The organism is Parabacteroides sp. AF39-10AC, from assembly GCF_003635405.1.
GTDB lineage: Bacteria > Bacteroidota > Bacteroidia > Bacteroidales > Tannerellaceae > Parabacteroides > Parabacteroides distasonis.
Map to the genome: position 1 here is coordinate 91,089 of NZ_QTLP01000005.1, position 26,524 is coordinate 117,612.

General features: G+C 46.2%; 23 protein-coding genes. 8 read left to right on the plus strand and 15 right to left on the minus strand.

Features of this window, described 5'->3' with window-relative positions:
- Positions 1-5: 5 nt before the first annotated feature.
- From murG to rsmH, 8 genes are read right to left on the minus strand one after another with little or no spacing between them, the layout of a single operon-like run.
- The gene (murG, locus tag DW033_RS06120) at positions 6-1,112 is read right to left on the minus strand and encodes an undecaprenyldiphospho-muramoylpentapeptide beta-N-acetylglucosaminyltransferase (RefSeq protein WP_008773833.1); all 1,107 of its coding nucleotides are present in this window, start codon (positions 1,110-1,112) and stop codon (positions 6-8) included.
- Positions 1,109-2,416 carry an FtsW/RodA/SpoVE family cell cycle protein gene (locus DW033_RS06125; RefSeq protein ID WP_005866970.1) on the minus strand — a complete coding sequence of 436 codons (1,308 nt, stop codon included), beginning with the start codon at positions 2,414-2,416 and terminating at the stop codon, positions 1,109-1,111. Before DW033_RS06125 ends, murG begins: the two co-directional genes overlap by 4 nt.
- An 11-nt stretch (positions 2,417-2,427) precedes the next feature.
- Positions 2,428-3,765, minus strand: a complete 1,338-nt coding sequence (gene murD, locus DW033_RS06130) for a UDP-N-acetylmuramoyl-L-alanine--D-glutamate ligase (protein ID WP_009018312.1) — start codon at positions 3,763-3,765, stop codon at positions 2,428-2,430.
- 3 nt (positions 3,766-3,768) lie between these two features.
- Positions 3,769-5,028 carry a phospho-N-acetylmuramoyl-pentapeptide-transferase gene (mraY, locus tag DW033_RS06135; RefSeq protein ID WP_005861367.1) on the minus strand — a complete coding sequence of 420 codons (1,260 nt, stop codon included), beginning with the start codon at positions 5,026-5,028 and terminating at the stop codon, positions 3,769-3,771.
- 13 nt (positions 5,029-5,041) lie between these two features.
- Positions 5,042-6,502 carry a UDP-N-acetylmuramoyl-L-alanyl-D-glutamate--2,6-diaminopimelate ligase gene (locus DW033_RS06140; RefSeq protein ID WP_009276483.1) on the minus strand — a complete coding sequence of 487 codons (1,461 nt, stop codon included), beginning with the start codon at positions 6,500-6,502 and terminating at the stop codon, positions 5,042-5,044.
- 2 nt (positions 6,503-6,504) lie between these two features.
- Entirely contained in the window at positions 6,505-8,700 is a 2,196-nt protein-coding gene (locus tag DW033_RS06145) for a penicillin-binding protein (protein ID WP_122382581.1), read from the minus strand.
- Between the two features lie 18 nt (positions 8,701-8,718).
- Complete coding sequence (locus tag DW033_RS06150) at positions 8,719-9,072, minus strand: FtsL-like putative cell division protein (protein ID WP_005861360.1); 354 nt, start codon at positions 9,070-9,072, stop codon at positions 8,719-8,721.
- 12 nt (positions 9,073-9,084) lie between these two features.
- Positions 9,085-10,002: a 16S rRNA (cytosine(1402)-N(4))-methyltransferase RsmH gene (gene rsmH, locus DW033_RS06155; RefSeq protein WP_057319203.1), complete on the minus strand. Its 918-nt coding sequence runs from the start codon at positions 10,000-10,002 to the stop codon at positions 9,085-9,087.
- A gap of 476 nt (positions 10,003-10,478) precedes the next feature.
- Here rsmH and DW033_RS06160 point away from each other — a divergent pair, with 476 nt between their 5' ends.
- Together DW033_RS06160 and DW033_RS06165 are read left to right on the plus strand one after the other, a co-directional pair.
- Positions 10,479-11,303 carry a 1-acyl-sn-glycerol-3-phosphate acyltransferase gene (locus tag DW033_RS06160; RefSeq protein WP_121956253.1) on the plus strand — a complete coding sequence of 275 codons (825 nt, stop codon included), beginning with the start codon at positions 10,479-10,481 and terminating at the stop codon, positions 11,301-11,303.
- Positions 11,304-11,315: 12 nt separating this feature from the next.
- Entirely contained in the window at positions 11,316-12,290 is a 975-nt protein-coding gene (locus tag DW033_RS06165; protein ID WP_005866962.1) for a GNAT family N-acetyltransferase, read from the plus strand.
- Between the two features lie 104 nt (positions 12,291-12,394).
- Here the strand turns inward: DW033_RS06165 and DW033_RS06170 are convergent, their stop codons facing one another.
- From DW033_RS06170 to DW033_RS06180, 3 genes are all read right to left on the minus strand, one after another.
- Positions 12,395-13,126, minus strand: a complete 732-nt coding sequence (locus DW033_RS06170; RefSeq protein WP_048927964.1) for a YjbH domain-containing protein — start codon at positions 13,124-13,126, stop codon at positions 12,395-12,397.
- A gap of 66 nt (positions 13,127-13,192) precedes the next feature.
- The gene (locus DW033_RS06175) at positions 13,193-15,448 is read right to left on the minus strand and encodes a carboxypeptidase-like regulatory domain-containing protein (protein ID WP_008780715.1); all 2,256 of its coding nucleotides are present in this window, start codon (positions 15,446-15,448) and stop codon (positions 13,193-13,195) included.
- Between the two features lie 11 nt (positions 15,449-15,459).
- Complete coding sequence (locus tag DW033_RS06180) at positions 15,460-16,710, minus strand: hypothetical protein (protein ID WP_034527693.1); 1,251 nt, start codon at positions 16,708-16,710, stop codon at positions 15,460-15,462.
- A gap of 597 nt (positions 16,711-17,307) precedes the next feature.
- Between DW033_RS06180 and cls the strand changes: the two genes are divergently transcribed.
- Positions 17,308-18,744: a cardiolipin synthase gene (gene cls, locus DW033_RS06185; RefSeq protein ID WP_005866953.1), complete on the plus strand. Its 1,437-nt coding sequence runs from the start codon at positions 17,308-17,310 to the stop codon at positions 18,742-18,744.
- Here the strand turns inward: cls and DW033_RS06190 are convergent.
- From DW033_RS06190 to DW033_RS06200, 3 genes are read right to left on the minus strand one after another with little or no spacing between them, the layout of a single operon-like run.
- Entirely contained in the window at positions 18,716-19,273 is a 558-nt protein-coding gene (locus DW033_RS06190; RefSeq protein ID WP_005861342.1) for an RsmD family RNA methyltransferase, read from the minus strand. The two genes, cls and DW033_RS06190, sit on opposite strands and share 29 nt — an antisense overlap.
- Positions 19,264-20,088: a DUF3822 family protein gene (locus DW033_RS06195; RefSeq protein WP_122297549.1), complete on the minus strand. Its 825-nt coding sequence runs from the start codon at positions 20,086-20,088 to the stop codon at positions 19,264-19,266. The genes DW033_RS06190 and DW033_RS06195 overlap by 10 nt, the downstream gene beginning before the upstream one ends.
- A 12-nt stretch (positions 20,089-20,100) precedes the next feature.
- A complete protein-coding gene (locus DW033_RS06200; protein ID WP_048927963.1) occupies positions 20,101-20,736 on the minus strand; it encodes a hypothetical protein in 636 nt (211 codons plus the stop codon).
- Between the two features lie 93 nt (positions 20,737-20,829).
- On the opposite strand from DW033_RS06200, the gene DW033_RS06205 reads away from it, so the two are divergent.
- From DW033_RS06205 to DW033_RS06225, 5 genes are all read left to right on the plus strand, one after another.
- Positions 20,830-22,245 (plus strand): ATP-dependent RecD-like DNA helicase, encoded by a 1,416-nt coding sequence (locus DW033_RS06205; RefSeq protein WP_122297547.1) that lies wholly within the window; start codon positions 20,830-20,832, stop codon positions 22,243-22,245.
- A 109-nt stretch (positions 22,246-22,354) separates the two neighbouring features.
- Positions 22,355-23,086: a hypothetical protein gene (locus DW033_RS06210; RefSeq protein ID WP_122382542.1), complete on the plus strand. Its 732-nt coding sequence runs from the start codon at positions 22,355-22,357 to the stop codon at positions 23,084-23,086.
- A 9-nt stretch (positions 23,087-23,095) separates the two neighbouring features.
- On the plus strand, positions 23,096-23,800 hold the full coding sequence (gene rsmI / locus DW033_RS06215) for a 16S rRNA (cytidine(1402)-2'-O)-methyltransferase (RefSeq protein WP_122297545.1): 705 nt from the start codon (positions 23,096-23,098) through the stop codon (positions 23,798-23,800).
- A 19-nt stretch (positions 23,801-23,819) separates the two neighbouring features.
- Positions 23,820-24,692 carry a hypothetical protein gene (locus tag DW033_RS06220; RefSeq protein WP_005861330.1) on the plus strand — a complete coding sequence of 291 codons (873 nt, stop codon included), beginning with the start codon at positions 23,820-23,822 and terminating at the stop codon, positions 24,690-24,692.
- Positions 24,692-25,384 carry a YjjG family noncanonical pyrimidine nucleotidase gene (locus DW033_RS06225; protein ID WP_122297544.1) on the plus strand — a complete coding sequence of 231 codons (693 nt, stop codon included), beginning with the start codon at positions 24,692-24,694 and terminating at the stop codon, positions 25,382-25,384. The genes DW033_RS06220 and DW033_RS06225 overlap by 1 nt, the downstream gene beginning before the upstream one ends.
- A gap of 131 nt (positions 25,385-25,515) precedes the next feature.
- Here DW033_RS06225 and DW033_RS06230 read toward each other — a convergent pair whose 3' ends face one another.
- Positions 25,516-26,523, minus strand: coding sequence for an FAD:protein FMN transferase (locus DW033_RS06230; protein WP_122297543.1), 1,008 nt, complete (start codon positions 26,521-26,523; stop codon positions 25,516-25,518).
- Between the last annotated feature and the right edge of the window lies 1 nt (position 26,524).

Sequence of the window (26,524 nt, forward strand, 5' to 3'; positions counted from 1 at the left end):
ATTCCTTATTTCTTATCTATAATCTTAACAATCTCATCCACGATACGGTCTGCGCTATGGCGTTGCGCCAAGGTCTCGATATTACGGCTCAACGTACGCAAACGTTCATCGTCATGAACTATCTTCAAGGCAGTAGGCACCAAATCCTTTTCCGCGTCTTTATCGGCGATCATAACGGCGGCATCCTTATGGACCAAGGCCAAGGCATTCTTGGTCTGATGATCTTCCGCCACATTCGGCGAAGGCACCAAGACCACCGGTTTTCCTAATAAGCAAAGCTCCGAGATAGAACTAGCCCCCGCACGGGATATCACCAAATCGGCCGCTGAATAAGCATAATCCATACGGGTAATAAAGTCTGAGCACCAAACCGGCATTCCCCGGTACGCCTTCAAATGCTTGGAAGCGTCGCTGTAATAATACCTACCGGTTTGCCAAATAACCTGTACATCCGAGGCGAAGAACTTATCCAGATCCCCTTGAATACTCCGGTTAATCGTCCGTGCGCCAAGGCTACCACCTACCACAAGGATCGTTTTTTTCTCCGGAGAAAGCCCGAAGAACGCCAACGCCTCCTCTTTCTTACTCAGCGCCTCTTCCAAATCCTGTCGCACCGGATTTCCCGTAATCACGATCTTATCCGCCGGAAAGAACTTCTCCATGCCCTCGTAAGCGACACAAATCTTGCTCGCTTTCTTCGCCAACAACTTATTGGTCACACCGGCATATGAGTTTTGTTCCTGTATCAACGCAGGAACACCTTGCGAAGCCGCCATCCATAAAGTCGGTCCACTGGCATAACCGCCCACGCCGACCGCTATATCCGGCTTGAACTCACGGATCGTCTTCCTCGCCAAGCGCAAGCTTTTCGCTAAACGAGCCATGACCTTCACGTTGTTCATCAAGTGGGCACGATCAAACCCACTCACTGGTAAACCTACGATTTTATAACCAGCTGCCGGAACCTTATCCATTTCCATGCGGTCTTCCGCCCCCACAAATAAGATTTCCGCATCCGGAAAACGTTTCTTGAAAGTATTAGCGATAGATATGGCCGGGAAGATATGGCCTCCCGTACCACCACCACTTATTATGATCCGGTACTTTCTCATACTTTTGACTCTACAGTTATCGTTTCGACAGCCGATAGCGGATTATCTTCTTTCTCTCCCTCGACCGCCTGATTTATTGTCTCTCCGGATGGCTCGTCGGAAGGATTCTCTGGATTCTCCGTATCCTCCTCTTCCTCATCCTCATTTCCGATATTGGCTCCAAAACGACTTACGCTCAATATGATCCCGAAATAGATACAAGATATAAGCGTAGACGTACCCCCCCGGCTCACCAACGGCATCGGTTGCCCGGTAACGGGCACTAAATTCACGGCTACCGCCATATTCGCCAAGGCTTGGACTACCACCAGCAACCCACATCCCAACACTAGGAATTTCGGGAATGATTTATCACATTTCCGGGCGATCATCCCGACCCGCACTAGCAGCATTATATAAAGCAACAGTACAAAGATCCCCCCAACGATACCCAGTTCCTCTATGATAATCGCATAGATAAAATCTGAATACGCCTGTGGCAGGAAGTCACGCTGTTGGCCATGTCCGGGCATCTGTCCTAATACGCCTCCCCTGGCAATAGCTATCTTCGCATGGGTTACCTGATAATTATCATCGGTTATCTTATACGTACCACTCTCATCCAAATTATCCTTATGCCCGTCGAAGAAACGCTCCAAACGCCCCTGCCAAGTAACGAATCGATCCGGCAAATACTGAGTAATAGCGGCTGGCGTAAACTTAAGCAACACCAAGAACAATACCAACGCCAACATCAAGATGCCCGCCAGCTTCGCCAACTTACCAAATGGCAACTGACCGATAAACATCATCAGGAAACAAACCCCGAATAGCATAAACGCCGTAGAGAAGTTCTCTGGCAGAATCAAGACACAGGTGAGTCCTACTCCAATCAGTATATACTTAAAGATCTGGTTCTCCGTTAATTTCCCCCGCTTGCTGAGCAAGAAAGCGACAAACACGACACAAGCCAGCTTCCCGAACTCCGAAGGCTGGAACTGTATTCCCATGATTTCCAGCCATCGATGCGCATCATTAGCGTCCACGCCGATAAAGGGCGTCACGATCAACATCAACATCGAGACCGGCAATAATATAATAAACGCAGAGAAGAAACGACACGGTATATTATGTAACAGCAATACCATGACGAACCCCCCCAATAAAAAGGTGGCGTGCCGTACGATAGGCGCCCAGTGATTCGCGTTCTTATAAGCGATCGTACTGGTCGCGCTGAACACCTCCACCACCGATATAAGACACAGGAACATGAAGATGATCCATATCACCCGGTCGCCCTTAAACAGTTTACTCGCCAGATCCATTTTATCCTTTATTACAAATTACGTACGCAAGCCTTGAACTGATCGCCCCGATCCTCATAGCTCTTGAACAGGTCGAAGCTGGCGCAACAAGGAGAGAGCAATACCGTATCTCCCTTATGAGCCATCTTATAAGCTTTCGCCACAGCCTCCTCCATCGAGCGGGCGTCTTCGATGTTCGCCACTTTCCCGTCGAAGAACGCATGCAGTTTCGTATTATCCACACCCATGAAAATCAATGAATGTACCTTCTTATTCACTAATTCCTCGATCTCCGAGTAATCATTCCCTTTATCCGTGCCCCCTAAGATCAAAACGACCGGAGTCGTCATGCTCTGCAAGGCATACCAACAAGAGTTTACGTTCGTAGCTTTCGAGTCATTGATATAATCAACACCACGCACGCGAAGCACCTTTTCCAAACGGTGCTCAACACCCGTGAAATCACTGAGTGAGGCACGTATTTTCTCATCATGAATGTCCACGATCTTGGACGCTATCCCCGAAGCCAAAGAGTTATACAGGTTATGCGTACCAGTCAATGCCAATAGGTCTTGTTCCATCGTAAATGTTCCGTTTGCCGTTTCAATAACTACTTGATTATTTTCCGTATATCCCTTCACGCCGTTCTCATGTGTCTCGGCGAATGGGTAAAGAGTAGCCTCAGGATGCCGTTTGGCGATCTCACGGGCTATGATCGGGTCATCGTTCCAGAAAATGAAGGCGTCGTCCTTCGTCTGATTTTGCAAGATGCGGAACTTAGCGTCTACATAATTCTGCATCTCATAGTTATAACGGTCCAGATGATCCGGTGTTATATTCAATATAATAGCGATATCCGCTCTAAAGTCGTACATATTATCCAGTTGGAAACTGCTCAACTCGATCACGTAGACCGCATGTGGATCTTCCGCAACCTGAAGCGCCAAGCTGTTTCCGACATTTCCGGCCAAGCCCACGTCCACGCCCGCTTCTTTCAGTATATGATACGTAAGCATCGTCGTTGTCGTCTTGCCGTTGCTACCCGTGATGCAAATCATCTTCGAGTCCGTATACCTTCCGGCAAACTCGATCTCGGAGATGATCGGCGTACCTTGCTTCTTCAATAACTGTATGATAGGAGCCTTGTCGGGAATACCCGGGCTCTTGACAATTTCGTCGGCACTCAAGATGTCGGCTTCGGTATGCTGTCCCTCTTCCCAACGAATCCCGTGGTTGTCCAGCATCTCCTTATACTTAGGTTTGATAGACGATTTATCGGACACGAACACGTCGAATCCTTTCGCCTTCGCCAAGACAGCGGCTCCCGCGCCACTCTCCCCGGCCCCTAATATAACCATTCTCTTACTCATCTTTTATCTCATCTTTAACGTAACTATCGTCATTACAGCCAAAATAATACCGATCAACCAGAAACGGACCACGATCTTCGATTCAGGCACGACATTGAACGGCTTTTGGATCAACGCCTGTATACCCGCGTTTCCCGGTTTCTGGAAATGATGGTGTAAAGGAGCCATCTTGAAGATACGGCGACCTTCCCCATACTTCTTCTTCGTATATTTAAAGTAGGCCACTTGCAACATGACCGATATATTCTCCACCAAGAAAATACCGCAAAGGATCGGAATCAACAACTCCTTACGGATGATGATCGCGAAAACGGCGATAATACCTCCCAAGGTCAAGCTACCCGTATCTCCCATAAATACTTGGGCCGGATACGAGTTGTACCATAAGAAACCGACCGTGGCACCGATAAAGGCAGCGGCATAAACCACCAACTCCTCCGCGCCGGGTATAAACATGATATTCAAGAACGAGGCGAACTCAAAGTGGGATGACATATAGGCCAAAATACCGAGCGCCACCCCGATGATCGCCGATGTCCCGGCAGCCAAGCCGTCCAATCCATCCGTCATATTGGCTCCGTTCGACACGGCAGTCACCACAAAGATCACCATCAGCACGAACACTAGCCACGCGGCCTCCTCCTTATAATCGCCCGCCCAGTTCACCAAGTTGGCGTAATCGAAATTATTGTTTTTCAAGAACGGGATGGTCGTCTTTGTCGACTTGGTCTCCACCGTATGATAACGCACCTCCTCGATCACGTTATCATGGCGCACCTCCATATTCTCCTTGATCACCACATCCGGGCTCATGAACAATACCAAGCCAACGATCAGGCCCAGTCCTACCTGCCCGACGATCTTGAAACGTCCGTGCATGCCCTCCTTATTCTTCTTGAACACCTTGATATAATCATCCGCGAATCCCAAGGCTCCCAGCCAAACCGTAGTCACCAACATCAATATCACATAGATATTATTCAGCTTGGCACACAGTAAAGTCGGGATCAATATAGCGATAATAATGATAATACCTCCCATCGTTGGCGTTCCCTTCTTGCTCATCTGGCCCTCCAGCCCAAGATTTCTCACCGTCTCGCCGATCTGCAACATTTGCAACTTATCGATGATACGCCGGCCGATCGCCGTAGAGATAAACAAGGACAAGATCAAGGCCAACCCCGAGCGGAAAGATACGTACTTAAACATACCCGCTCCCGGGAAATCCAACTGATCCAAATAATTAAAAAGATAATAAAGCATGTCGTCTTAAATATTATGATTGTTGTGTCGAAAAAATCTCGCGTAACTTCTCACGGTCGTCAAAGTGATGTTTCACCCCCTTGATCTCCTGATAGTCTTCGTGGCCTTTTCCGGCAACAAGGATCACATCCCCTTTCTTCGCCAACATCGTAGCGGTCTTGATCGCTTGCGTACGGTCCGTGATACATAAGGTACGTTCCATATCCATTTTCGTCAATCCGGCTACCATATCGTTAATAATATCATCCGGTTCCTCAAAGCGCGGGTTATCGGAAGTCAGAATTACCTGATCGCTCAGCTTGACAGCCTCTTTCGCCATCAGCGGGCGTTTCCCCTTGTCCCGGTTTCCCCCGGCACCTACCACGGTAATGATACGTCCTTTCCCATCCAATACCTCATGAATGCCATTCAGTACATTCGTCAAGGCATCCGGCGTGTGAGCGTAATCCACGATCGCCGTATAACCGAGCGGAGACTGGATCGTCTCGAAGCGACCGGATACGGAGCGAAGCGTGCTCAGCACGATCAACACCTCCTCGGGATCTTTCCCTAAAGAAACCGCGGCTCCGTACACGGCCAGCAAGTTATAAGCGTTGAAACGTCCCACGAAATGCACCATAACCTCCCGACCGTTAATGATCAAGTCTGTACCCTCGAAATGAGATTCCAATATCTTTCCCTTGAAATCGGCCAAGGTACGCAAGGAATAGGTCAGCTTTTTCGCCTTCGTATTCTGCAACATCACCAAGCCGGATTTATCATCGGCATTCGTCAAGGCGAAAGTCCCGGCAGGCAGGTCATCGAAGAATTTCTTCTTCGCTTTCAAGTAATTCTCCACGGTCTTATGGTAATCCAAATGATCGCGGGTCAGGTTCGTGAAAATCCCCCCGTCGAAAGACAAGCCGCTGATGCGCCGCTGATCGATCGAATGAGAGCTAACCTCCATAAAAGCATACTCGCATCCGGCCTCTACCATCCGGGCCATCAAGGAATGAAGCGTAAGCGGGTCCGGTGTCGTATGATCCGTCGGTACCGCCTCGCCATCTATATAATTACATACCGTGGAAAGCAATCCCACCTTATGCCCCATCTTCCGGAACATCTCATATAATAAGGTAGCGATCGTAGTCTTCCCGTTCGTACCCGTCACGCCTACCAACACCAATTTCCCGGAAGGATCACCATACCAGCGGGAAACCAAAAGACCCAGCGCCTCCGCCGAATCCTTCACCACGATAAACGAGCATCTCCCCTCCAAATAGGACGGAGCCTCCTCGCATACGATAGCGACAGCCCCCTTCTCTATGGCGCTGTCCATATAGGCATGGCCATCCACGGCCGTACCTCTCACAGCGACAAACAAAGACCCTTTCGTCACCCGACGAGAGTCTGATTGAATATTCGTGATATCCACATTATCCGCCCCCATCAACATAGGAGCTTCCAACGCACCGATTAAATCCCTTAGTTCCATACCTATTTCAATGTTAATAATACGGTCTGCCCCTTAGACACTCGCTGTCCGGGTTGAATACTCTGCGAAACGACCCGTCCGACACCCGACAAAGAGACACGCAGACCGGCTTGCTCCAACAAGAAAACCGCATCTTTAGCACCCATGCCGACTACCCGGGGTACCAGTCCCTCACGAATCGTCAGATCGCTTAATTTCACCTTATTCTCTTCTTGCTCGGCGGAGGCTACGACCCACTTTGTCTCCAAACTGTCCGTATCCGCCTTAATATCCAATTCATCTAATACTTCCTCTACCGCCCTCAGGTCGCCGCCTTTCACACGAGGTACCATCACGGCCATCGAATCCCGTTCCATATCCCGGACATCGAACGACATATGGCTGGCGTATATCTTCTCGGCGATCGCACGCACCACGCCTCCCGACATCGTATCGCCCGAAGGATAACCAATACGAGGACGGCGGATCACCACGATACAAGAATACTTCGGATGATCGGCCGGGAAATAGCCACAGAAAGAGACTTGGTGCCCGCTCGTACGGTAGACACCGCCCGTAGCGATCTGCGCCGTACCGGTCTTTCCGGCGATCCGGACAATATCCGAATGAACCGCCTTACCGGTCCCTTTCTCCACGACTCCCAGCAACATATCTTTTATCAACGCCAGCGTATGATCCGAGCAGATCGAAGAGTTGATCACCTCCGTGGAAAAACTCTGCACGGTCTTGCCGTTATGTAAGATCTCTTTCGTAAACATCGGGCGAACCATCTTTCCGTTGTTCGCGATCGCGTTAAAGAACGCCAACGTATTGATCGGCGGTACCTGCGTCTCGTAACCGAACGACATCCAAGGCAAGGTGGTCTTGGACCAATAACGGGTCGTATCATCCGGACGACGTATCTTGGCACGTCCCGCCCCCGGTATCTCCAAACGAAGATCCGCGTTCATACCGATACGGTACAGTCCCTCCACGAACTTTGTCGGGTTATCCGAATAACCTTTCAGGATCGTCTTGGCCACACCGATATTGGAGGAATACCAAATCGCCTGCTCCACCGAGATCCGGCCGTATCCACCTTTATTCATATTATGGTCCGTCATGCGGGCACCCTTATACATATATATACCATTGCCTACATCGACCGTATCTCCCGGATTGCATAAACCATCCTCCAAGGCCACCATGATAGAGGCCACCTTGAAAGTAGAGCCCGGCTCGATCTCGTCCGCTACGGCATGATTCTTCGTCTCGCCATATACGCCCTCACGGATACGCCCCATATTCGTAATTGCCTTGATCTCTCCGGTCTCGACCTCCATCACGACAGCCGTACCAGACTCGGCATCGATCGCCTTCAATTTATCGACCAGCGATTTCTCGGTTATATCCTGTATATTGATATCGATCGTGGTGCGGATATCCATGCCATCCACCGGGTCCACCTCAATCACGTTCGTCCAGCCTCCACCGACACGGCGAACGGAACTCAACCCGGCCTGCCCCCGCAGGAGCGAATCGTATTGCAACTCCAATCCATTCTTCCCCTTCGTAGTTCCACCCTCCTCGATCTCTCCGTAGATATCACCGATCGTACGAGACGCCAAGGTCCCGAAAGGTTTCTGGCGCTGCACCATCTCCTTCGTATAAAAACCGCTCTTATAACGTCCCAGACGAAGGAACGGGAACTTACGGATCTCCTTCAAATCCGAATACGAGACCTTCCCCGCGTAAATCGGGAACTGGCGGCTCTTACCGCTCAGCCCTTTCAGCAGATAAGCCTTATAGCCCGCCGGCGTACGATCCTTCAATTTACGGGAAAGATAAAACGCCAACGAGTCCACCCCATCCTTCTTGGACGTCTTGAACGTATCCAGCCAATTATACTTGGCATCCTTAGCCGGAGTATACGCATCCGCCTTAAAGTCGATATACATATAATAACGAGGCACGCTGGTAGCCATCAACTTACCGTCCGACGAATAGATATTGCCACGTCCGGGCAACACCAAACGGTTCGGTCGTTTCTGGCTCTCGGCCACCTTCATCCATTTATCCCTCTCCACGAAGGCCGTATCAAAGGCACGGAACAGGATTCCTACGGCCACAAGCCCCAGCAACAGCACGACCACGAAGTAACAGAATAAAATCCGGCTACTTTTAGGCTCTATTTCTTTCGGTTCGTTTTCTTCAGACATACCCATTTACACCTTATCTTACTTATATAACTCATAAGGAGGGGTTTTCGCACCCTCCAGATCAATACCTTGCTCCTCGATCAGCAACTCGATTTGCGATTGGCGGCTATTGCCGGTCAACTCGGATGAGATCGACAACGCCTCGAAACGCACATCCCTCAATTGCTGTTGCAACCGGTCGATCTCACGCAACTTTTGCATACAAGTATACCGGTTACCGATAAAGAAAAACGCCAACACGACAAGTAACACGATCATGCGCGTATGCCTCAAGATAAAATCCTCTTTCAGCACGCCGCCACCGAGTATATACCAGAACGAAAGACGCTTCTCCTTCTTCCTCGTTTTCTTATGTTGTCCGTTTTCTTCCATATCTATTTCTCCTTATACCTTCTCAGCGATTCTCAACTTGGCGCTCCGGGAACGGGGATTCCGCTCCACCTCCTCGTCGGTCGGGACGATCACCTTATTATTGACCAAGCGGAAAGGCGATCGTACGTTCCCGAAGAAATCCTGCTCGCATTTCCCCTCGAAGTTTCCGGTCTTCAAAAAGTTCTTTACCAGACGATCTTCCAAGGAGTGATACGTGATAATCACCAAGCGTCCTCCCGGCCTCAACACCCGCAAGGTACTCCGCAGCATCTCTTTCAGCGCCCTCATCTCATCGTTCACCTCGATACGAAGCGCTTGAAAGACTTGCGCCAAGAATTTCTTCTCCTTGTCCTTTCCCGTAAACGGCTTGATCACCTCCAAGAAGTCCCCGATCGTCTCTATCTTCTTTGTCTCACGGGCTTTCACCAGCACAGAGGCTAATTTCCGTGACACCTTCAGCTCGCCATATAGATAAAACACATCGGCCAACGCCTCCGCCGTATAATTATTCACGATATCGGCGGCGGTCTGCCCCGCACGCGTATTCATCCGCATATCCAACGCCCCGTCGAAACGGAAAGAGAAACCGCGATCCTTATCGTCGAAATGATGGGAAGAGACACCTAAATCCGCCAACAGACCGTCTACCTCCCCGCTTTCTCCATAGTAACGCATAAAATTATACAAATAACGGAAATTACTGCGCACGAAAGTGAATCGTGGGTCTGCCGGGACATTATGCTCGGCGTCCGCGTCTTGGTCAAAGCCGTAAAGTTCGCCCTCGCTACCCAACCGTTTCAAGATCTCGCGGGAATGTCCTCCACCGCCAAACGTAACATCCACGTAAATCCCGTCGGGACGGATATCCAATCCCTCCAGACTTTCCCGCAGCATTACCGGTACATGATAGCAACTATCTTTTTCTTCCATTCGTCGTTCTTACGTTAAACTTCCTCTTAAAATCAAGCGCCGTACTCCTTTGATACGCACGCACATGCCTTATCGGTGGGTAAAAGTACACATTTCCAAAATTACCCGCCAACATTTATATAAGAAAAGTAGGAAAAAGTTATCAACAGGTCGTTAACCCTTCGTCTTTTCGTCCTTATCTCTTACGCTTTTCATCGGTATCCGTTAACCAATTATTCCTTTAACCTTCATCTTCTAACAGCTGCTGGATGATCATGCAACAGTTGGTAGATGATCTTCTAACAGTTGGTGCATGATCGTCCAACAGCCGTTAGATAACCGATAGTCAAGCTCCCGGGGACTAACCTCCCTAATGGTAGCGGCTAAAAGATCAAGGGGAAAAGGCTAAGATAGCTGGCGAAAAAGCAAAAACTTCACTCAAACCTCTCTCGTTTTAATTATTAACTTTATCTTTGCCCCTTGACAAGCTTATATAGATGACAAAACAAGGTGTGACAAAGATAGATATTAAGCAAGTATTGGCACAAAAGGCGCCCAAGGCGTCACGCAAGATTCCGGGATTTATCGTGGACTACTTGATTCGCACGGTTCATCAAGAGGAACTGAATGATATATTAACCCGTTACCACGATAAGGAAGGGGTAGATTTCATGCGTGAACTTATCGGCTATTTTGACCTTACCCTCGATCTGGTACATGCGGAAAACATCCCGACCGAAGGCCGCTATATCTTCGCCTCCAACCATCCGCTCGGAGGATTGGACGGTATCTGTCTCTCCGCCGTTATCGGTTCTCGGTTCGAAGGCCGCATCAAGTATCCGGTCAATGATTTATTACTTTATCTCTCCAATCTAAAATCCATCTTTGTACCGATCAACAAACACGGCACCCAAGGAAAGGACAACGCACGGATGCTGGAGGAGGCTTTTGCCTCGGACGACCAGATCATCACTTTCCCCGCCGGATTATGCTCTCGCAAGATTGGTGGCAAGATACAAGACTTGGAGTGGAAGAAATCGTTCATCCAGAAGGCGGTGCAATACAAGCGGGATATCGTACCGGTCTATTTCGACGGGAAGAATTCCAATTTCTTCTACAACCTCGCCCGGATACGCAAGGCGTTGGGTATAAAGATGAATTATGAGATGATTTATTTACCGGACGAGATGTTCCGGAGCAAACATAAGACCTTCCGGATTTATTTCGGGAAGCCTATCCCTTGGCAGACATTCGACAATAGCAAGAAACCCGCCGAATGGGCTGAGTGGATAAAAAACAAGGTTTACAAACTCAAGGATTAACAGACGAAACATATGCAAGACATTATCAATCCCATAGACAGGGCACTACTGAAGGCTGAATTGACCAAAGAGAAGAGGTTGAGAAGTACCAATAAATCGAAGAATGAGATTTATATCGTCACGGCGCACGACTCACCCAATGTCATGCAAGAGATAGGGCGTCTGCGGGAGGTCGCTTTCCGTTATTACGGGGGTGGCACGGGATTCCCTGTGGATATCGATGAGTATGACACGATGGAAGACGCTTACCGCCAGCTGATTGTCTGGAGCCCGGAAGATGAGCAGATCTTGGGGGGATACCGTTTCCTTTGCGGTTCGGACGTTAAGTTCGACGAGAATGGTAAACCGATCTTGGCGACCTCGCACTTGTTTAATTTCTCTGAGAAATTTATCAAGGAGATCCTTCCTTATACGGTAGAGTTGGGACGCTCGTTCGTGGCTCTGGAGTATCAATCCACCCGTTCCGGGGCGAAAGGCTTATTCGTGTTGGATAACCTGTGGGATGGATTGGGGGCTTTATCCGTGGTTGATCCGAGCTTGAGGTATTATTTCGGGAAGGTGACTATGTACAATACGTACAACCAAGAGGCCCGTAATATGATCTTATACTTCCTCGGATTGCATTTCCCGGACGCAGACCAACTGATCACTCCGGTATATCCTTTGGAGACTAATATGGATGTAGAGAAGATGAGATCTCTTTTCCCTCACGATAATTTCAAGGATAACTACAAGGTATTGAACCAAGAGGTTCGTAAATTCGGCATCAACGTGCCTCCTTTGGTAAATGCTTACATGAGCTTGTCGCCTAAGATGCGTGTATTCGGCACAGCGATCAACCATGAGTTTGGAGAGGTGGAAGAAACGGGTATCTTAATCGCTATTAACGAGATATTAGAGGATAAGAAGAAACGGCATATTGAGACGTATCTGGAAGAGGAGTACAAGTCCGCCGAGTTGATACGCAAGAATTTCATCGGGGAATAAAGCCGTAGATATGGCTAGCGCGACAGCGTAACAAGATATAAAAAGGTTCAGCCTAACCGTTCGCCTCCAAGCGGATTAAAAACGGACAAAGGCTGAACCTCTTTTTATCTCAAATAAATCTTATAGCATAGTCCACCGGAGAAATATTTCATTCGCTGCAATTCAAATTGAAAATGTATATGATTGAATAGTAGGTAAGTGGCTCCCATAGCGAAGTCTTTCGAATCGTATTCGGCTATGACGTTCAAATGTGGGGCGAATGAAGGATTGTAGGTGATACCTCCCGCTACACCGTTCAAGGGATAATCCTCACGGCGGTTATACAGATAGGATAAATGAACACCTAAGGTTTCCCTTCCCAGCTGAAAATGTTTGGTAGCGGCCAGATAATAACGGCAGAAATAGCCGTTTCCCGTAGCCGAAGCGAATTTATGCCCGGATGACGTAAAAGGGTCCGAAGTCCCCAGCACGACAGCGGGGATGTATTTGCTTTCTTTCAACACACGTAAGCGGGCGGAGAAATAACGATCTTGGTTCGTGAATCCGGAATAGCCATGCTTATCCAATCCAAGGCTCTCGGCCGTAAACAGCGTACAAGTATACGCTACTTCCAGAAACGGGAAGATCGTCACGTTCAAATAATAATTCCACGTATTAAAATTAAACTTGGGAGGCGTAAGCTCTTGATGCAAGAAGTTTCCGCCAAGCATCACGGTCTTGTCCTTTTGCATATCGGCGGACGGGGCATGCAATAGCCCTGTCGTGCCATAAGATAATTGAGCCGGAAGTAAGGTCCAGCAACTTAAGAATATGATCAATAAGAGTAATTTCTTCATTTTTCTTTGTTTACTTATAAACTTCCGGCTCAACATTATTTATAGGGAGGTCAGTCTTCTTGTTGATTATTTACCAAAAATACCGCCTCCGGCATTGTTTCCATTGCCATGGCCATGTCCGTGGCTTTGCTCATAAAGAGGAGCAGGATTAGCCTCTTTCACGCTCAACACCGTAACAGATACCGATTCCAAAGAACCACCTTTATTCAGATAGTAGACAACATATTCTTTAGCCGCATACTTAACAGTAATGTTTACACCCTTAAGAGTCATGCCTTCGTCGACCTTCACGTCATATGATTTTTTGAAAGAGATCAGACCACCATCAGCGTTGATTTTCTTGCCTAAGCAGTTCTTCAAATAATCCTTAGCCGCATTTCCATACGGAACTGAAAGGACAGCTTTATCCAAATCTTTATTATTTAAGAAAGTCGCATTATAAGTAAACTCTACCGAAACCATCTTGTTGTATTCTCCAAACTCCGATTTCTCGATAAAGAACGTACTATCAGAAGGAGCGGTTGTAGTCTTAACCGCCATCAATAAACCTGCGCTGAATTGAGAATAGTGAGCTACAGGGATATTCAATTGGCCATTCTTAAGCTCTACTTTAGCATCTTTATCAACTACCCAATTATCTCCATTCTTATACAGAAGGTTTAGAGGCATATCGGATACGTTCTTGAAGTCCGCAGGAGCGGAAGCTTTAATCACCATAGCCGGAATAATAACCGTACCGTCAGGCTTTCCTGTATAAATACGGGTAACAGCTGCGGCTGGAGAACCGCTTTCTGCTACTGTGCTAGCATCCGTTCCAGTCTCAATCTCCGCTGCTTTCTCACTATTAACCGTTAATTCCACCGTAGCATCACGTTTAATAGAGAAATCCTCCGTAGTGTTATTAGGAGTCACGATAACAACACCTGTATTAGAACCTTCGGTAGAGAATGAAATTTCATCAACCTCAGATTTGTCCTCTACTACAGATTCAATCTTGCCCAAACTTGCAGCGAATGTCTCAGGATTGGCAACAGCCACATTTGCGCCAGATTCATATTTATCCGCAACAGCCTCCGGTATCTTTACAGCAACCTCTACTGTCTTTCCTGTCTCATCTTTTACCTCGACCTTTTTCTCTTGATTAGCTTCAATCTTTTCCTCGACCTTACCTACTTGCTCAACGCCGATTTCCGGATTCACCTCTGTAATCGGTTTAGAAACCTCTCCGCCCTTAGTTACAGGATCGGGATCTGGGGTTGGGTCTGGGGTTGGAGTCGGATCTGGAGTCGGTGTAGCAGGTGTCAAATGGAAATCAGCGATCACATTCGCAGTCTCACCCGGTTTCAGCTCATCCAAAGTAAAGTTGTAAGAATATGCGGCATATCCTTCTGCGACAACACGAATTGTAAATCTCATTTGAGCCGTAACAGCATCTTGAGGAATTACAAAACGATAATGAGAGCCTGTCACAGTCTGAGTCTCAAACCCAGAACGGTAAATCATCTTTGTTAAAGCGCCCGACAAAGTAATTGTCGCATTAACAGCTTTACCATTCACATCCTTAACATCACCTTCCACAATATAAGAAGGACCTGTCGGAGTAGGCGTAGAAGCCTTCAATACCAAATTAGCCGGATACTTCACGTCAAATGTATCACCGTCACCCTCAGCCTTCTCTTGGTCCTCAACCGGAGAAACAACAACTTTAGCGACTGTCTTCTCATAACCGGAAGCCGTAGCGGTAATATCATACGTACCCGTTGCCACGTCAGACAACTCAAAGCTAGCCTTGTTCTCCTTAGCGATTTCCTTGTCACCTAATTTAACGAGCACTGAAAGATCGGAAGCGGTAATATCTTTTCCAGCCTCGTCTTTCACGCTAACGGTCAAGAAATACTTCGCCTTCTTGTATTCCGGCGTAGGCTCGGGAGTTGTTCCCTTTTCCATCACGGCATTCTGGATATTCTCACCCAAGCCGGATTCTACCTTCTTAACGGTTATATCATAGCTTCTCTCGATATAACCTTCTTTAGAGAAAGTCACCTTATAGGCTCCGGCAGCATTCTTTCCCAAGTCGAAAGTATACTGTCCGTCAGCAGCAGTCTTAGCGGACATTGATTTAGCTCCAGATAACGCGACATTCACATCCGCCATAGCAGCACCGTCCACGTCTGTCACTTTACCACTGATCGCATAAGTGGCTTCATTGCCCGGAGTAGGCCCAGGCACATCCCCATCGTCATCCTTACAGCCAGCGAAACCGATCATGGCTGTTGTCAAAAACAAGACCAATAAGGTCTGTAACTTTGTAATTGTTCTCATAATAAAACTATTTAAAAATTGAGTAATTCCGACTTTATAAAGTACGGGTTGAATTGATTTTGCTTCATCATGTTATCTTCCGGCAACGCATAATAGTTCTTATAATAATACCGTTCGTTTCCGGCATTATAAGACATACCCCAATTGTCGGAAGTTGTCACCCTTGCATATTTACGTTTGTATTTATAGGGAGGAAGAGCCACTTGGAAGCGAAAACCTCCATTCTTCAAAGCACCTTGCGCCTTCATCGCATAGAAACCAATCGAGCAATATCGGAAATGACGAATCAAGTCGATTCGTCCTCCAACCTCATGCAATAAATATTGTTCCGCCTTCAACGATATCTGCGTATTGTATTTTGGCCAGTAGAAACTCCCCCCCAACGACCAAGTGATTCGTTGATGCTTACCATAATGAAATTCGAACCCATTCCAATACCCCGTCCCGGTACAACCAATCCGCCCTTCCACAGAAAAACGTTCATCCTTGAAATAATGTACCGCCTTCAAATCTATACCATAGCGATCCGAATCAAACAACCCTACGCTTACTCTCGCAAACGTACGCATCGGTAAGCGGAATGATTGAGAAAGAGCGATTGTTCCCGGGTGAATCTTATCCATCCGCTTTCCATATCCATCATTATATATAGGAAACACCATCTGCGCCGTCAGCTTCATCCCATTCCAGAAAGAGACCTCGATCGCAGGCGAGAGGTTGAATAATACTTGGTAGATTTGCGTGATAATGAGGTTCTTCAGATACAACTCCGGATAAACCACCACGTCTACTTTAAATAAGGAGCTATTCATACGGTACTCTTTCTTCACCTTATCCCAGCTATCGCCCAGATCGTAAGTAGCATCCCAGGCGGAACGGGCCGCATAGGAGCCGGGAGCCGCCTTCAAGCTGTCCGGATTTGCCGTATAGATCAATGAGATCTGCGGTATATTATTATCCAATACGACGATACGGCAGGATTTGCCCTTCTCCGGCAAGCCTGTTTTCTGGATGCGGTCTATGGCATGGGCCAGTCCCACACCCTGCAAACGCCAAGGGGTATTCTCCAAGACATACACTCTCTCCTTCTCGTCTTCCGACCAGACAACATTCTCAAAACCCATATCGACCAGCATATTTGCGGTGATATCCGCATATACCTTATTATATTGGGCCTTTGTAAACATAGGCAATAGTAGCAAAAAGAATAAAAGGCATTCCTTACGGAGTAAAATGGCTCGTATAGAAGACTTTCTATTCATATCTCTAGAGTTTGATTCCAAGTTATCATTGGTTTACTGTTTTTCTTATTCTTACCCTTCCACATAAAAAACGACTAGTGAAAACGATCGTTTAGATCTTGCATTTTTTTAGAAAGTAAAAAGATGATGCTCTTTTGTCATATTCGTGACACTTTGATTAATCTATCCTGTTGAGAAGAAGATATATAGCAGGACAAAATTTAATCGGAAAAGGTTGCCGGTCTCGGAGAAATGCCTACCTTTGCAAACGACTAATTGAAACGATCGTTTTTTACAGTCGTTTTCAATCTAAATATTTTTATTGTTATCATAGATACTTCTCATAATAGCCTGCGCCAAAATCAACAAATGACACTTTATATTTAGAGAACGACCTCATTATTTTAAGATGTACATAACCCCGCATCCAAAGTCAGCTAGCTTCGTTGGCAAAGTAAGTTAACTTACTCGGGCATTTAAGTTAGCTTACTTTGCCATTTAAGTTAACTTACTTTTTGGCCCTTCTATACAGTCCAAAAAGAATACGGAAATTTGCTATTCTCGGAAAGCATTCTTATCTTAGCAAATTATAGCAGATTATAGCAAAGAGAGAGTTTCATGTTAGCAGCCATTCATATACAGTTAATCGTTGGTACGATATTTATCATATTGTATAGCGTCACTATATTAGGACTGGTATTAGTTATCATTACAGAGAATAGGAATCCGTTAAAGACAATTCCTTGGGTAATCGTCTTATTATTAGCACCCGGTATCGGACTGCTTTTCTATTTCTTCTTTGGACAAGATAACCGGAAACAACGGATCATATCGAGGCGTACCTATAAACGCATCATGAAAAGGCCGCAAGAGGGTAAATTACCTCAAGACGCCTGCGTAGTTCCGGACCCCTATAAACCTTTATCGACCTTGTTGACTAACACCAACCAATCCTCCCTCCTATACGGAACACAAATCACGATTTATACGAATGGTACCGATAAGTTCAAAGACTTGCTGGAAGAGATCCAGAAAGCGACCCACCATATCCATATACAATATTATATATTCTGTGATGACGAGATAGGAAAACAGGTGCAACAACTCCTTATCAAGAAAGTAAAAGAAGGTGTGAAGGTACGTGTACTTTATGATGATGTGGGTTGCTGGAATGTAAAAGACGGCTTCTTTAAGGAAATGAAGGAAGCGGGTATCGAGGTATATGCGTTCTTGAGGGTAGCGTTCCCCGTTTTCACCAGTAAGGTGAATTACCGGAACCACCGCAAGATTATCGTGATAGACGGTAAAGTCGGGTTTATGGGAGGCATGAATATAGCCGACCGATACGATAAGGGAACCTCTTGGGGCACATGGAGGGATACGCATTTCAAATTTGTAGGGAAAGGAGTGCACGGGCTTCAATCCGTATTCCTCATCGATTGGTACGTGGTTAGTAAAAAACTCTTGAACGATCGGATTTACTATCCGGCCGCCCAAATCTATAGCGATAATATTATGCAAATCGCCACTAGCGGTCCGGTAGGTCAATGGAGAACTTTGTTGCAAGCGACCATTTTCATGATCGCCAACGCCAAGAAGTATATCTTTATACAAACCCCTTATTTCCTGCCTACCGAAGGATTGAACCAAGCGTTGCAAACCGCCGCCTTAGGGGGAGTGGATGTTCGTTTGATGCTGCCTAAGCGTTCCGATACACGCTCAGCGAATATGGCCAGTCATTCCTTTATCGACGAGATGGTAAAGGCCGGCGTAAAAGTATACCTCTACAAACCGGGCTTCTTGCATTCCAAGCTAGTCGTGTCCGACGACGCATTGACAAGCATCGGGTCCGCCAATATGGACTTCCGTAGCTTTGAGCATAACTTCGAGATTAACGCTTTCGTATATCAAAAGGAATTCGCCCTGCAAATGAAACGGATCTTTACACACGACATGCATCACTGTGAGCGCTTGATCCCTTCCCGCTGGTTAAAGCGCCCCCTCAAGCAACGCATGGCGGAATCATTTATGCGTCTGTTTTCTCCCCTTCTTTAAGGAAGATGCTAAAGTTCACGGAGCCATACACCCGGTGCTGATAAAAATAAGGCAAAGATGAGAAGTCATTGGTCTTAGGATGTTCCATGATGAATATCCCTCCATCCCTTAGTAAATCACGCTCGAAAACCAAGGCGGGTATTTCCGGCAACTCCGGCAAGGCATACGGGGGATCGGCAAAGATGAAATCGAAACTTTGCTTAGGGGCTGAATTCAAATAACGGAAAACATCCCCACGAATCAGAGCCAATGCATCCGTCTTCAGCTCTTTCGCTACCTTGGCTATAAAAGAGGCATGAGCGTTATTTTTCTCTATGGCGGTTACATTCCGGCATCCTCGTGAGATCAACTCAAAAGAGATACTTCCGGTTCCGGCAAAAAGATCCAACGCATCCATACCTTCCAGATCCACCAAATTATTTACTACGTTAAAAATATTCTCTTTCGCAAAATCCGTCGTAGGACGTGCGCTAAACGAAGAGGGCACGTCAAAACGCCGACGACCGTATATACCGCTTATTATTCGCATATTAATAAAGATATTAAATCCATAGGGGCTTTCGTTACATCCGTTCCCAGCAGATAGGCTTCCGAAGGGATCTCCACCGGCTTAACATAGCGTAAATAGGTTCGCAATCGCTCCAGAACCCGCATTCGCGAGGAAGATTCCCCCGCTAAAAGCAACTGGTCCTTTTCTTGGTCCAATCCCGCCTGTTTCCATACATATAATATATAGTATACTATATCGTCCGATTGGTCGATCGGGTAAGAGTTCACAAATAAGAGTTTCCCTTGAGCATAGCACGCCACATCCATCCGCTTTCGTTCTATCACGACATACATTTGCCGGGGTAAGCTAGCACTACTTTCTTTTGTCCATAGCGTTAGCGGAGAAGTCATGTAGTGGGAGAAAAAAGGATGCAAAAGAGAACGGGAGCAAAATTCGTAAACCTCCTCGTCTACACCAAACACCAACTTAGCCTGTTGTTCCTTTAAAATATCGGTTAAGCAATACAATTCCAGTGTAGAAAAGCTGAAATCCAATAAATGCCCTTCCTTACCGTCCCCCCAATAATTATCAGGGATCAAGCTATATTCCGGAGATACACAGATCACGTTAATCCGTTTATAAGTCCACGTAAGAAACTCATGAGCGAAGAAAAACTCCTTAAGGGAAGAAATGAAAGAGACCGCCCGATCGAATTCCGTTTCCCGATAAAAGAAACTTCCTCCAGCCGAGGGATCATACCCGGAAAAAGAAAGTCCACCCGACCGAAGCCGGATGGACACTATATACTTTTCCGAATTATCAGTAGTTAACGTATCAGGAATGCTGATAGTCATATGAGCCGCTGATTATTCCCAGTTACCTGCGTTGTTATTAATTTCTTCCAAAGAACCTACGCGCAATCCCGGGAACTTACCTTGTTTCTCTGCCTTGTCGATCAAGTTATAAGTCAACTGAGCATCCATGTCACGCAAATATTCTTTGTAAGGAACCTCACAAGCGAATACTTTGATCTCATAACCCGAACCAGATTTCAACGTAGCCGTATCCATCTTGAAAGTAATCTTTTCACCCGGAACGGCCGGAACATAACGCATAGCCGCTACATCATAGTTCTTACCCAGCAAAGTATCTTTCGCCAATACCCACATGGTATCACGTCTGATTAAACCTTTCTTAACAGCCTCTGCTTCTGTCATACCTTTCTCCAACTGCTCATCCGTCAATACACCTTCCTTGATCAAGAACGGCAACTTATCCGTATTCAAGAATTTCTCCAAATCGTCGAAACTTCCGGCATGAGTCTTATACATGTTCTTGTATTCGATCTGAGCCTTACGGATTTCAATCAAACGGGCGATGATCGCATTGTCACGAATAGTCTTCTGATCATCATACTCAATCGGACCAATGACGCTCTTGTAGCACATGTAAACTAGCAGTACAACTGCGGCAGCTAATAAAATCTTTAATGTAACTTTCATGGTTTGTATTGTTTTTTGAATTTATTTCGTTCGGCAAATTTAAAAAAGAATATTTAATACACTACCTTTATCGCGAAAATTATTGCGATCAAAATGATAAATAGTTACATAAGCCAGCAAATCGAACGAAATTTCCCCTATAAACCGACGGATGATCAGTTTTTAGCGCTTCATACGCTTACCGAATTTCTCTTGTCAGAGGAACCGGACAGCCTTCTACTGATGAAAGGCTACGCAGGAACCGGAAAAACCTCTCTGGTCGGGGCTTTGGTGAAAACGCTTAACGAACTAAAGCAAAAAACGTTTTTGTTGGCTCCAACCGGACGAGCAGCCAAAGTTTTCTCGGGCTACGCTGGCCAAAAAGCGTATACAATTCATAAAAAAATATATCGTCAACGGGCGTTTTCCAATGAGCCGACGGGTTTCATGCCGTCAGATAATTTACATAAAGATACACTTTTTATCGTCGACGAGGCTTCTATGATCGCCAACGAGGGGCTGGATTCATTTGTTTTTGGTTCCGGACGCCTGTTGGACGATTTAATCCAATATGTCTATTCCGGGGAAAACTGCCGTCTTATCCTAATGGGAGATGTCGCACAGCTTCCTCCGGTGATGCAAACGGAGAGTCCCGCCTTGAATCCTGAGATATTACGGGGTTACAACCTACAGGTTTGGGAGATAGCGTTAACTCAAGTCGTACGCCAAAGCGAGGACTCGGGAATCCTGTTCAACGCTACCCGGCTACGAGACGCACTACGAAACCACATGGTCGAGATCTTTCCGAAATTACAATTAAAAGGCTTCTCCGATTTCACGAAAGTCAATGGAGATGAGCTAATTGAGGAAATATCTTCCGCCTATAGCCGCGACGGGATGGAAGAGACAATGATTATCTCCCGCTCGAATAAACGAGCTACGATTTATAATAACGGCATACGTAACCGTATCCTATACAGGGAAGAAGAGCTATCGTCCGGCGATCGTTTAATGGTAGCGAAGAACAATTATTATTGGACAGCGAATTGTAAGGAGATGGACTTTATAGCGAACGGAGAGATCATTCAAGTCATGCGGGTACGCCGTGTCACGGAGATGTATGGCTTCCGCTTTGCCGACATCACGGCTCGTTTTCAAGATTATGATCTGGAAATCGATTTGAAAATCCTATTGGATACTTTACAGACCGACTCCCCCGCCCTCCCTAAGGAGCTAAACGACAAGCTCTTTTACACCATATTGGAAGATTACGAGGACATTCCTACCAAGGCGGGAAAAATGAAAAAGATGAAGGTAGATCCTCATTACAACGTCGTCCAAGTAAAATACGCTTATGCGGTAACCTGCCATAAAGCCCAAGGCGGCCAATGGATGAACGTCTTTCTCGATATCGGTTACATCACGGAGGAAATGCTTGGTGAGGATTTCTATAGGTGGCTCTACACGGCTTTTACCCGGGCGACCCATCACCTATATCTGGTGAATTTACCGGACGAGTTCGTCGAATGATTTACAATATTTTAAGATCGAAACTGGCAACATTGACAAGAAATACTTATTTTTGTTGCAAAACATGCGTATGTCCGGATGATTTATAGCATCTGAAAAACATATAGAAATGGCAAACAAGGAAAAAATAGATTATCTATTGATCGATATCAGGGAGCTGGAGAAGTTGGTAGCCGGAATGAGGGACGCGGAAATTTATCCCGCCTCTTTCTTCAACCAGACCTTCCAGTTGACCCACAAGGTATTGAAGGAGCTTCATACGCTGGAGGAGTTTCAGTTAGAGGCTTTGCGTAAACAAATGGAGGAACATCAACGACTTATCGATTCTATTCCCGTAAGTAAAACTTTACAGATGCCGGAGGCGCAACCAGCTCCGGAAGTACCCCCTACGATCGAGGTCGTACAGGTACAAGAACCGATCGTCGAGACAATTACGCCGGCAATCGAAGAACAGGTTATTGAGGAACCTATTGTAGAAGAACCTGTCGTAGAAAAAGCGATCCCAGAGGAAAAGATCGTACAAGAGACAATCCCCTTGAAAGAGATAGAGATTCCACATAAAACTATATTAGCGGATAAATCCAGTATTTCACTGAATGATATATTGGAGAAAAAGAATCTTTCTGATTTCCGTAAGGCATTCAGTTTAAATGATCGTTTCCGCTTCAGAAGGGAATTATTCGGAGGAAATGAGGAGAAAATGAATAAGGCGATCGCAGACTTGAACGATCTTAGCTCGTACGAGGAGTCGGTCACTTATCTGAACAAGGTGTTGAACTGGAATATAGAAGACGCTTCCGTAGCCGATTTCATCAAGCTATTGGAAAAACGCTTCTCATAAATATACGATATGGCAAAATTGACTGTAGTCCCAACCCCTGTCGGAAACTTGGAGGATATGACATTCCGGGCGATCCGTGTGCTAAAAGAAGCTGATCTTATTTTAGCGGAGGATACCCGTACGACCGGCATCTTGCTGAAACATTTCGAGATACAGAACAAGATGCAGTCCCACCACAAGTTCAACGAGCATAAGACGGTGGAGCAAATCGCGGCCCGTATCAAGGGAGGCGAGAATATCGCCCTTGTTTCCGATGCCGGTACGCCGGCCATCTCCGATCCGGGATTCATGTTGGTAAGGGAATGTGTTCGCCAAGGGGTAGACATAGAGTGCCTGCCCGGGGCTACGGCTTTCGTGCCCGCCTTGGTAGCGTCCGGATTACCCAATGAGAAGTTCTGTTTCGAGGGGTTTCTCCCTCAAAAGAAAGGAAGGCAGACCCGGCTAAAAGAATTGGCTTTGGAATACCGGACTATTATTTTTTATGAATCACCTTTCCGTCTGCTCAAGACCTTGACGCAATTCGCCGAGTTTTTCGGTACGGACCGCCAAGTTTCAGTATCCCGGGAAATCTCCAAATTGCACGAGGAAACCGTACGAGGCTCCTTAGAAGAAGCAATTCAGCATTTTACCGTGAACGAACCAAGGGGGGAGATTGTTATTGTATTAGCAGGCTTAAAAGATAAAAAGGACAAAGAGACAGAAAAAGATGTTTAACTTAACAAGCAAAAAGAACATGAAGAAAGTATTATTAGTATGTGTCTGCACAGCCATGCTGGCCTCTTGTGGCCAAAATTCAGCGGATTACAAGAAACTAAAGGCTGAGAACGATTCTCTACGTATCGAGAATACGAAGAACACGGATGAGCTTAATGATATGCTCTCCACCCTAAATGATATTGAATCTGATTTTCAATCTATACGTGATGCCGAGAATTATTTGACGATCCAACAACAAACCGGCGGTGAGCTAAATCAGTCACGCAGAGATCAAATCAAGCAGAACATGCAATTGATCAGCGAGACCTTGAAGAAGAACAAGGAGCAAATCAGCCAGTTGGAGGAGAAATTGAAGAAAAGCGGTATTCAATCTTCCGCATTACGAAAGACGATCGATCGTCTTTCCTCCGAGCTGGATCAAAAGGCAACGATGATTGTCGCTTTGCAAGAGGATTTGGCAAAGAAGAACGTGCGTATCCAAGAATTGGACGAGATGGTAAGTTCCTTGAATGAGGATGTGGAAAGTCTGGCTACTACCGCAGCCGCTCAATCCGAGAAATTGAACGCTCAAGATAAAGCCCTTCATACGGCTTACTACTGTTTCGGTACTTCCAAGGAATTGAAGGAACAGAAGATCTTATCCGGTGGTGGCCTGTTCTCTAAATCTAAAGTCTTGCAGAGTGGTTTCAACAAGGATTATTTCATCTCTATCGATATCCGTGAGGTAAAAGAAATTCCTTTGTTCGCAAGCAAGGCTAAACTAAAATCCAATCATCCGGAAGGATCTTATGAGTTCGTAGAGGATGAAGACGGAAACTTGACCTTGAAAATAAATGACGAGAAGGCTTTCTGGAGCCTAGGCAAGTATTTAGTGATCGAAGTTGGATAATGATTTATAAAAGTATATTTATCGATTTGGACGATACCCTTTGGGATACGTACCATAACAATAAAGAATGCCTTGAAGAGTTATATACCGATTACCACTTTAATCGGTATTATGCCTCCTTCGAGGCTTTCTTCGATATTTATATGCCTCATAATCTAGACTTATGGGCCAAATACCGTTCGGGGGAAATAGACCGGCAAACCTTAATCTTGGATCGATTTCTCTACGTACTTCGTCCGTTAGGAATAGAGGATAAGAAAACCGTCTTATCGGTAAATAATGATTTCTTGCAACGCACGACCACCAAAACCCGATTAGTGCCCGGAGCCATTGAATTACTGGAATATCTCCGCCCTTCCTATCGGTTATTTATTTTATCAAATGGATTCCGTGAGGTACAATTCAAGAAACTTAGCAACGCAGGCTTGGCTCCTTATTTCGAACGGATGATCCTGTCCGAGGACGCTAATATACAAAAACCCCATAAAGGTATTTTCGACTTCGCCTTAAAGAACACGAACTCACGCCGATCCGAGAGCTTAATGATCGGGGATAGCTGGGAAGCTGATATCATTGGGGCTTATCAATCCAAGATCGACCAGATATGGTTGAATCCTGAAGGATTACCTGCCGTAGACTTCATCCCAACCTATACAGTCCGCTCCTTGGATGAGATCCGGTCTATCTTATAAGATATCCTTTCTTACAATGCCCATTATAGAGTGCTTACGATGGGCATTATATGATCCTTAGAATGGGCATCATAAAGACCTTACAATGCCTATTCTAAGAACTACATCTTAATACATTATAAATTAACCGATTACTTATCGGCTGTCACCATGTATCGGCGAAATCCCTCAGAGTATTCCGTATGATACCCACCCCCTATCGAATCGGAGCAAATAATAAAATATTCAAGACCGGGCACTTTAGCGCATAAGGATTTAGCCTCCTCCGAACCTAAGACCATAAACGCAGTAGCATACGCATCAGCGGTCATGGCATCCGGGGCGACAATCGTAGCACTAAGGATATCCCGCTGTACAGGGCAACCTTCACGGGGGTCGATCGTATGAGCGTATTTACGTCCATCCTTTATATAAAAATTACGATAATTGCCTGATGTAGCCATTCCTAACGGTTTCGGGAAGCTAACGATCTGCTCGAGTTCTTGATTCATGCCGGCAGCGTCATCCGTAGGCTTCGTGATCCCTAAGCGCCAATCCATGCCCGAGGGATTCACGCCTTTCACACGCATCTCGCCACCAAACTCCACCAAATAATTACGGACCCCTTTCTTCTCCAGCATCTGAGCTATCATATCGCAAACCGTTCCATCCGCCAAAGAAGAAAAGTTCATCATTAAGCGAGGATCGTCCTTCACGATGCGATCCCCTTCTAAACGCACTTTCTGAAAACCGATAAACTGACGGACACTGTCGATATGGGCAGGGGTTACGCTATCCTTCCGGCTGAAGCCAAACCCCCAAAGGTTGATCAACGGGGCGCAAGTCACGTCGTAGGCCCCATTTGTCTCAGCAGACACTTCAAGCGCCTTCTTAAAGACTTTTTGGAAGAGCGTATCTACCCGTATGTCACGGTTCTGGTTTACCTGACTGATTACCGAAGTAGAATCAAAAGCATTAAACAGGTGGTAGAAATATTTCAACTGCTCGTCAATCTCCTTATCCAATGGTTTAGTATGCTCAAACTTAATATGATAAGGTGTATGAAGCCTTCCGGATACCTCATAGTATTGGGGAGCCTGTTCACAACTTATCAACAAGAGATTAACAAGTAAACAAAGAATGGAGAATTGACTTTTCATA

What these genes read in the sequence shown, in the direction of transcription:
- murG (WP_008773833.1), bottom strand. Translation starts at nt 1,112, where the DNA reads ATGAGAAAGTACCGGATCATAATAAGTGGTGGTGGTACGGGAGGCCAT.
- DW033_RS06125 (WP_005866970.1), bottom strand. Translation starts at nt 2,416, where the DNA reads ATGGATCTGGCGAGTAAACTGTTTAAGGGCGACCGGGTGATATGGATC.
- murD (WP_009018312.1), bottom strand. Translation starts at nt 3,765, where the DNA reads ATGAGTAAGAGAATGGTTATATTAGGGGCCGGGGAGAGTGGCGCGGGA.
- mraY (WP_005861367.1), bottom strand. Translation starts at nt 5,028, where the DNA reads ATGCTTTATTATCTTTTTAATTATTTGGATCAGTTGGATTTCCCGGGA.
- DW033_RS06140 (WP_009276483.1), bottom strand. Translation starts at nt 6,502, where the DNA reads ATGGAACTAAGGGATTTAATCGGTGCGTTGGAAGCTCCTATGTTGATG.
- DW033_RS06145 (WP_122382581.1), bottom strand. Translation starts at nt 8,700, where the DNA reads ATGTCTGAAGAAAACGAACCGAAAGAAATAGAGCCTAAAAGTAGCCGG.
- DW033_RS06150 (WP_005861360.1), bottom strand. Translation starts at nt 9,072, where the DNA reads ATGGAAGAAAACGGACAACATAAGAAAACGAGGAAGAAGGAGAAGCGT.
- rsmH (WP_057319203.1), bottom strand. Translation starts at nt 10,002, where the DNA reads ATGGAAGAAAAAGATAGTTGCTATCATGTACCGGTAATGCTGCGGGAA.
- DW033_RS06160 (WP_121956253.1), top strand. Translation starts at nt 10,479, where the DNA reads ATGACAAAACAAGGTGTGACAAAGATAGATATTAAGCAAGTATTGGCA.
- DW033_RS06165 (WP_005866962.1), top strand. Translation starts at nt 11,316, where the DNA reads ATGCAAGACATTATCAATCCCATAGACAGGGCACTACTGAAGGCTGAA.
- DW033_RS06170 (WP_048927964.1), bottom strand. Translation starts at nt 13,126, where the DNA reads ATGAAGAAATTACTCTTATTGATCATATTCTTAAGTTGCTGGACCTTA.
- DW033_RS06175 (WP_008780715.1), bottom strand. Translation starts at nt 15,448, where the DNA reads ATGAGAACAATTACAAAGTTACAGACCTTATTGGTCTTGTTTTTGACA.
- DW033_RS06180 (WP_034527693.1), bottom strand. Translation starts at nt 16,710, where the DNA reads ATGAATAGAAAGTCTTCTATACGAGCCATTTTACTCCGTAAGGAATGC.
- cls (WP_005866953.1), top strand. Translation starts at nt 17,308, where the DNA reads ATGTTAGCAGCCATTCATATACAGTTAATCGTTGGTACGATATTTATC.
- DW033_RS06190 (WP_005861342.1), bottom strand. Translation starts at nt 19,273, where the DNA reads ATGCGAATAATAAGCGGTATATACGGTCGTCGGCGTTTTGACGTGCCC.
- DW033_RS06195 (WP_122297549.1), bottom strand. Translation starts at nt 20,088, where the DNA reads ATGACTATCAGCATTCCTGATACGTTAACTACTGATAATTCGGAAAAG.
- DW033_RS06200 (WP_048927963.1), bottom strand. Translation starts at nt 20,736, where the DNA reads ATGAAAGTTACATTAAAGATTTTATTAGCTGCCGCAGTTGTACTGCTA.
- DW033_RS06205 (WP_122297547.1), top strand. Translation starts at nt 20,830, where the DNA reads ATGATAAATAGTTACATAAGCCAGCAAATCGAACGAAATTTCCCCTAT.
- DW033_RS06210 (WP_122382542.1), top strand. Translation starts at nt 22,355, where the DNA reads ATGGCAAACAAGGAAAAAATAGATTATCTATTGATCGATATCAGGGAG.
- rsmI (WP_122297545.1), top strand. Translation starts at nt 23,096, where the DNA reads ATGGCAAAATTGACTGTAGTCCCAACCCCTGTCGGAAACTTGGAGGAT.
- DW033_RS06220 (WP_005861330.1), top strand. Translation starts at nt 23,820, where the DNA reads ATGAAGAAAGTATTATTAGTATGTGTCTGCACAGCCATGCTGGCCTCT.
- DW033_RS06225 (WP_122297544.1), top strand. Translation starts at nt 24,692, where the DNA reads ATGATTTATAAAAGTATATTTATCGATTTGGACGATACCCTTTGGGAT.
- DW033_RS06230 (WP_122297543.1), bottom strand. Translation starts at nt 26,523, where the DNA reads ATGAAAAGTCAATTCTCCATTCTTTGTTTACTTGTTAATCTCTTGTTG.